7 protein-coding genes are annotated in these 6,761 nt (G+C 72.9%); 4 read left to right on the top strand and 3 right to left on the bottom strand.

The features are described 5' to 3' along the window. The first annotated feature begins 94 nt into the window (after nucleotides 1-94). Together ABZU52_RS31345 and ABZU52_RS31350 are read left to right on the top strand one after the other, a co-directional pair. On the top strand, nucleotides 95-1,525 hold the full coding sequence (locus ABZU52_RS31345) for an ABC transporter ATP-binding protein (protein ID WP_354974537.1): 1,431 nt from the start codon (nucleotides 95-97) through the stop codon (nucleotides 1,523-1,525). Continuing rightward, the gene (locus tag ABZU52_RS31350; protein WP_354974538.1) at nucleotides 1,522-2,322 is read left to right on the top strand and encodes an energy-coupling factor transporter transmembrane component T; all 801 of its coding nucleotides are present in this window, start codon (nucleotides 1,522-1,524) and stop codon (nucleotides 2,320-2,322) included. The genes ABZU52_RS31345 and ABZU52_RS31350 overlap by 4 nt, the downstream gene beginning before the upstream one ends. 315 nt (nucleotides 2,323-2,637) lie before the next feature. Here the strand turns inward: ABZU52_RS31350 and ABZU52_RS31355 are convergent, their stop codons facing one another. Then, nucleotides 2,638-3,045: a hypothetical protein gene (locus ABZU52_RS31355; protein WP_354974539.1), complete on the bottom strand. Its 408-nt coding sequence runs from the start codon at nucleotides 3,043-3,045 to the stop codon at nucleotides 2,638-2,640. A 289-nt stretch (nucleotides 3,046-3,334) separates the two neighbouring features. Between ABZU52_RS31355 and ABZU52_RS31360 the strand changes: the two genes are divergently transcribed. Then, complete coding sequence (locus tag ABZU52_RS31360) at nucleotides 3,335-3,631, top strand: thiamine-binding protein (protein WP_354974540.1); 297 nt, start codon at nucleotides 3,335-3,337, stop codon at nucleotides 3,629-3,631. Between the two features lie 188 nt (nucleotides 3,632-3,819). Next, nucleotides 3,820-5,262, top strand: coding sequence for an NADP-dependent phosphogluconate dehydrogenase (gene gndA / locus ABZU52_RS31365; protein ID WP_354974541.1), 1,443 nt, complete (start codon nucleotides 3,820-3,822; stop codon nucleotides 5,260-5,262). Nucleotides 5,263-5,458: 196 nt separating this feature from the next. Here the strand turns inward: gndA and ABZU52_RS31370 are convergent, their stop codons facing one another. Both ABZU52_RS31370 and ABZU52_RS31375 read right to left on the bottom strand, forming a co-directional pair. Further along, nucleotides 5,459-6,220 (bottom strand): pirin family protein, encoded by a 762-nt coding sequence (locus tag ABZU52_RS31370; RefSeq protein WP_354974542.1) that lies wholly within the window; start codon nucleotides 6,218-6,220, stop codon nucleotides 5,459-5,461. After that, the gene (locus tag ABZU52_RS31375) at nucleotides 6,217-6,471 is read right to left on the bottom strand and encodes a thioredoxin reductase (protein ID WP_354974543.1); all 255 of its coding nucleotides are present in this window, start codon (nucleotides 6,469-6,471) and stop codon (nucleotides 6,217-6,219) included. The genes ABZU52_RS31370 and ABZU52_RS31375 overlap by 4 nt, the downstream gene beginning before the upstream one ends. Nucleotides 6,472-6,761: the final 290 nt, after the last annotated feature.

A 6,761-nucleotide genomic window follows, 5' to 3' on the forward strand; every position in this document is an offset into this window, starting at 1 on the left:
GGTTTGCGTCAACGGAAGGCGATTTCCTGACGCAAACCTCTTGATCAACGGGGTAGGCGGGGGCGGCGCGGCCGGGAGGGGGGTGGGTGGGTTGGTGGGCGGGGTACTGCTGCGGGGGTTCGGGTGGCGGCACGCTGGGCGGCGCGCATGGGCCGTTCGGGGTGTTGACCTGCGGGTTGAGGCTGGGGAGCGCGTTCTGCTGCTCGGGCCGTCGGGGGCTGGGAAGAGCACCCTGCTCAGCGCGCTCGCCGGGTTGCTTCCCGAGGACTCCGGCGAGCAGGAGGGCACCGTCGAGATCGACGGGCTCGACCCGCGCAAGGGGCGGGAACGGGTCGGCATCGTCTTCCAGGACCCGGAGACCCAGCTGGTGATGGCGCGCTGTGGCGACGACGTCGCGTTCGGGCTGGAGAACCGGGGGGTGCCCGCCGACGAGATCTGGCCCCGGGTGGACGAGGCGCTGCACCGGGTCGGCTTCCCATACTCCCGCGACCGCCACACCGGGGCGCTCTCCGGCGGCGAGCAGCAACGCCTCGCCCTGGCCGGCGCGCTGGCCCTGCGCCCCGCCCTGCTGCTGCTCGACGAGCCGACCGCCAACCTCGACCCGGACGGGGCCGACCTGGTCCGGCACGCGGTGGCCGGCGCGCTGGACACCGACACCACACTCATCCTGGTCGAGCACCGGGTGGCCGAGGCCCTGCCGCTGGTCGACCGGGTGGTCGTCCTGGAACCGGGTGGCGGCGTCCGCGCGGACGGCCCACCGGAGGCGGTCTTCGCCGCCCACGGTGCCGCCCTGGCCGCCGAGGGGGTCTGGGTGCCCGGTCACCCCATCGCGCCCCGGCCGGCCACCGCCGACCCCGGGGAGCTGTTGCTCACCGCCGACCGGCTCGGCCTGCCGCCCCGGCTGGGCTCCACCGACCTGGGTGTACGCGCCGGTGAAGCACTCGCCGTACGCGGCCCGAACGGCGCCGGCAAGTCCTCACTGGCGTTGCTGCTCGGCGGTCTGCTCCGGCCGGGCAGCGGGCGGGTCGCCGCGTCCGCCGAGCTGGCCGGCGCGGACCACCGCACTCCCCCGCACCGGTGGCGGGCGCCCGCGCTGGCCCGGCGGATCGGGTCGGTCTTTCAGGACCCGGAGCACCAGTTCGTCACCAGCACGGTCTTCGACGAGCTGGCGCTCGGCCCGCGCCGCACCGGTCAACCCGAGGCGGCCGTCAAGGACACCGTGGCCGGACTGCTGGAACGGCTGCGGCTGACCCGGCTCGCCGCCGCCAACCCGTACACCCTCTCGGGTGGTGAGGCGCGGCGGCTGAGCGTGGCGACCGCCCTGGCCACCGCGCCTCGCCTACTGATCTGCGACGAACCCACCTTCGGCCAGGACCGGCGGACCTGGCGGGAGCTGGTCGACCTCTTCGCCGACCTGCGCGACGCCGGGCACGGCGTGGTCACTGTCACCCACGACGCGGACTTCGTCGCCGCACTCGCCGACCGCACCGTCACCCTGCGACGCGCCCCCGACGACCACCGATGATCAGCATCGAGCCGGTCGCCGCGCCGGACGCGCCGTTGGCCCGCCGCAACCCGGTGGCAAAGGTCGCCGCCGCGCTGGTCTTCTCGTTCACCCTGCTGGCGACCCTGGACCCGGTCGCCCCAGCGATCGCCATCGCCCTCGAACTGGCCCTCCTGCCGCTGTTCGGCATCCGCTACCGGGTGCTGGCCCGACGGTCCTGGCCACTGCTGCTCAGCGCCGCCGGCATCCTGGTCACCCTGGTGCTCTTCGCGGCCGACCGATCCGGCCGGGTCCTGCTGGACGCGGGGCCGGTGCTGGTGAGCACCGGTGTGCTGCTCACGGCGCTCGGCCTGGTGCTGCGGGTGTTCGCGGTGGCGCTGCCCGGTGTGATCGTCTTCGCGACCACCGACCCCACCGACCTGGCCGACGCGCTGATCCAGAACGCGAAGGCGCCGGCCCGGTTCGCCATCGGGGCGCTGGCCGCGTTCCGGCTGGTGCCGCTGCTCGGTCAGGAGTGGCAGATGATCAGCATGGCGCGGCGCGCACGAGGCGTCGACGCGGGACGCAATCCGGTGGCGAAGCTGCGGCTCTTCACCTCCACCGCGTTCGCGCTGCTGGTGGGGGCTATCCGTCGAGGCACCCGGCTGGCGGTGGCGATGGACGCGCGCGGCTTCGACGCCGGCACACCCCGTACCGTCGCCCGTCGGCAACACTTCACCCGCGCCGACGCGCTCCTCATCGCCGGTGCCGCCCTGCTGGCCGCCGCCGCCCTGACCACGAGCATCCTCCTGGGCGCCTTCCGCCCCCTGATCAGCTGACCCCACCCCCGCCGCGCCGCGCCGCCGCCCGCCACTGCGCCATCCCGCCGCGCCGCCCGCCGCCGGCCGCCGGCAAGATCCGCACAACATCAGGGATGTAGTGGCCTCGTTGGCGACGGAGGCCACTACATCCCTGATGTTGCTGTCACCTCCCAGCGCCCACGCACCGCCCACGTCGATCTTGCGATTTCTGTCGTCGATTCATTCCGATACGCCGGCTTTGCGAGGACAGACAGTGCAAGATCGCGCGGCGTGGCGCGGCGCGGCGTGGCGTGGCGTGGCAGGGCGGGGCAGGGCGGGGTGAAGGCGGCTCGGTCAGCTGCGGCGGAAGGCGTAGCGGCGGGCCTGGCCGGCCTGCTGGCTGCGGCCGCCGCCGGAGCGGTTGCCACCGCTCTGGGGCGGGCCGGCCGTCGGTGCCTTCGGTCGCCCGGTCGGCTTCGGCAGATCTCCCATCGCCGGCGCGTCGACAACCGCCGGCACGTCGACCGCTGGCGGCACGTAGACCGGCGGCGCCACCTCGTCCGAGACGGCCGCCGGCACCACCGACTCGGCCAGCACCGCCGGTAGCGCAGGCTTGGCCAGCACCGCCGGCAGAGCCGGTTCGACCGCGAGGTCGAGGTCGGGAAGAGTGGGTGGGAGCGGGCCGTGGCCGGCCGCCGGGTCGACGCCGAGCGGCGTCGCTCTCCGGGTACGGATCTTCTTCGGGTTACGCCTGGCAGGCATCCGGGCCTCCTTCAATGCCGACCGACACGGCCGGTCCCGCGCTGCGGCGGTCGGTCGGATCGGCTGGTGACCGCCGTCGCGCGACGGTCGAGTGGGGAAGGGACTGCTCACCGGTGTCGGGCAGAGCATCGCCGCCGAACGGCGGGGAGGGGATGCGGGACGCCCGGGAGCGCACGGACCGCGACGCGGGTCGGCGGGCCGGCTCGGAAGTGGGGCGTCAGTTACGCATGTCCGTACCGTAGCCACCGCCCGACCGACGCGCATCCGTTTTTACTGGCACGATCGGCGCATGCTGATCGCGTTCTCGATCACCCCGCTCGGCGGTGACGACTCCGTCGGTGACCTGGTCGCTGAGGCGGTCCGGGTGGTCCGTGCGTCCGGCCTGCCGAACCGGACCGATGCCATGTTCACCACCGTTGAGGGCGAGTGGGACGAGGTGATGGCGGTGGTGAAGCGGGCGGTCGACGTGGTTTCTGCGCGGGCGCCCCGGGTGAGTGTGGTGCTCAAGGCCGACATCCGGCCCGGGGTCACCGACGCGCTCACCGGGAAGATCGCCCGAATCGAAGCCCGTCTCGCCGAAGGCTGACGCGCGCCGCGTGGAACGACGGCAGGTTTCCCTGCGCGGGGCTCGCCGACCACTGTCGGGCGCCGGGGCCGCCGTCGCATCATCTCCATCACGTGCAGTAACGGGACGTCGGTCACTGGCCCGTATCGGCCCACATCACGGTAAGTTTCCAAACGCTGATAGTGGTGTGACGAGAGGTGGCGGCACGAATGGCTGATCAGGCGAGGGCACAAATCGGTGTAACCGGGCTGGCGGTGATGGGGCGTAACCTGGCCCGCAACCTGGCCCGCAACGGCTTCACGGTGGCAGTGCACAACCGCTCGCCGGAGCGCACCCGCAGCCTGGTCGCCGAGCACGGCGACGAGGGCACGTTCGTGCCGGGCGAGACGATGGCCGATTTCGTGGCGTCACTGGAACGACCCCGCGCGGTCATCGTGATGGTGAAGGCCGGCGCGCCCACCGACGCGGTGATCGACGAGTTGGTGCCACTGCTCGACGAGGGCGACATCATCGTCGACTGCGGCAACGCCCACTTCGCCGACACCCGCCGCCGGGAGGAGGCGCTGCGGGCGCAGGGGCTGCACTTCAGCGGCACCGGCGTCTCCGGCGGCGAGGAGGGCGCGCTGCTCGGGCCGAGCATCATGCCGGGCGGCTCCGCCGAGTCGTACGCGAAGCTCGGGCCGATGTTCGAGAAGATCGCCGCCCACGTGGACGGCGTCCCGTGCTGCATGCACGTCGGGCCGGACGGCGCCGGGCACTTCGTCAAGATGGTGCACAACGGCATCGAGTACGCCGACATGCAGCTCATCGCCGAGGCGTACGACCTGCTCCGGGCTGGCCTGGACGCGACGCCCGCCGAGATCGCGGAGATCTTCCGCGACTGGAACAGCGGCGAGCTGGAGTCGTTCCTCATCGAGATCACCGCGGATGTGCTCGCGCACGTCGACGCGGCGACCGGCCGGCCCTTCGTGGACATCGTGCAGGACCGGGCCGAGCAGAAGGGCACCGGCCGGTGGACCGTGCAGAGCGCCCTGGACCTGGGCGTCCCGATCACCGGGATCGCCGAGGCGACGTTCGCCCGCTCGCTGTCCGGGCACGTCGACCAGCGCGAGGCCGCCCGCCGGGCATTCCCTGACGCCGGTGAAAAGTGGCAGGTCACCGACCGGGACGCCTTCGTCGAGGACGTCCGCCGGGCGCTGCTCGCTTCCAAGATCGTCGCGTACGCCCAGGGCTTCGACCAGATCCGGGCCGGCAGCAGCGAGTACGACTGGGACATCGACCTGGGCGGCACGGCGACCATCTGGCGTGGTGGCTGCATCATCCGGGCCCGCTTCCTGAACCGGATTCGCGAGGCGTACGACGAGCAGCCCGACCTGCCGACGCTGCTGGTGGCGCCGTACTTCGCCGAGGCGGTCAGCGCTGGCGTGCCGAGCTGGCGGCGGGTGGTGGCCGACGCGACCCGGGCCGGCGTGCCGACGCCCGCGTTCTCGTCGTCGCTGGCGTACTTCGACGCGTTGCGCGCGGAGCGGCTGCCCGCCGCGCTGATTCAGGGCCTGCGGGACAACTTCGGCGCGCACACCTATCAGCGGGTGGACCGCGACGGCTCGTTCCACACCACCTGGGCCGCCGACCGCACCGAGTCCCCGGCGTAACCGGCGCGGCACCCCGCGCCCCGTCCGGCGTCCGGCGTCCGGCGTCCGGCGTCCGGCGCCCGGCGCCCGGCGCCCGGCGCCCGGGAAGATCGTGCTCGATCCAGGATGTAGTGGCCTCCCTCTTCGTGGAGGCCACTACATCCATGTTCCAGCGTGATCATGGGGGCGCCGGAGCGACTCCCCCCGCGGGTGACGGTCAGGCGAGGGTGGCGTGCATCTCCCAGACCAGGATCTCGGCCGGTTCGTCGGCGGTGACCCGCCGGCCACCGGTCATGGTGAGTCTGGCCGCGTCGCCACTGCCGAGCGGGCCGCTGCCCTCCAGGGTCACCGTGCCGTTGGGCACGTAGAGGTGCACGTAGGGCGCGTCGGGGATGGTGACCTCGTCGCCGGGGGCGAGGCGGGCTGCGTGCAGGGTCGCGTACCGGTTGCGGATCCGGATCGCGGACGCGCCGTCGTAGCGGTCCATCCCGGAGGCGATCGGCACCAGGCCGCCGCGGAGCAGCTCGTCCTCGATCTCCAGTTGCTCGTAGCCCGGGTCGACGCCCTGCTCGTCGGGGAGCACCCACATCTGCACGAAGTGCACCGGGTCGCTGTGCGGCTCCTGGTTGTTGAGCCGCCAGGCGTCGTTCTTCTCCGAGTGCAGAATGCCGGTGCCGGCGCTCATCCGCTGGGCCAGACCCGGGTAGATCACCCCGGAGTGCCCGGTGGAGTCCTGATGCACCAGCGAACCGCGCAGCACCCAGGTCACGATCTCCATGTCCTGGTGCGGGTGGGTCTCGAAACCGGCCCCCGGTCGGACCACGTCGTCGTTGTTGACCAGCAGCAGGCCGTGGTGGGTGTTGGCCGGGTCGTAGTGCCGGGAGAACGAGAAGGAGTGCTTGGAGTCGAGCCACGAGATCCGGGTGGCGAAGCGGTCCTCGGCTCGGCGGACGTCGACAGCGGGCGCGGGCGCGCTCACCAGGCACGCTGCCCGGCGTCGGGGGTCGAGGGCGCCCAGGTCAGGGCCGGCTCTCCGGTGGCCAGTTCGGCGATCTCACCGGTCCGCAACTGCGGCGTGTGGCCGAACTCGGCGCAGTGCTGCTCGGCGATTTCGGCACAGATCTCGGCCACCTGCTCGCAGAGCGGGTCGCCCAGGTCGGCGGCGTTCAACGCCATGATCATCTTGTACCGGAGATCCCGCACACCCACCCCCACCACCGAGTCCGCCACTTCCGGACCCTACCGGCCGCCCTCCCACGGCGAACCGGAAAACAACAAGCCCCGAACACCACCCGCCCAAGTCGACCATGGAATTGTGGCGGCCGTTTTGGACCCCTTCACGACTTACATCCCCACCACAACTCCATGATCGACCGGGCGGGCGGGGCCGGTCGGGGCGAGGCAAGGCGGGGCGAGGCGGGGCCGGGCGGGGCCGGGCGGGGCGGGGCGGGGCGAGGCGGGGCGAGGCGGGGGCCGAGGGCAAGGCGGGGGCGGGCTCGGCGGCGGCCCCCACGGGGAGC

Origin of the sequence: Micromonospora sp. NPDC005220 (assembly GCF_040607895.1) — a bacterium.
In the GTDB taxonomy this organism is placed as follows: Bacteria; Actinomycetota; Actinomycetes; order Mycobacteriales; family Micromonosporaceae; genus Micromonospora.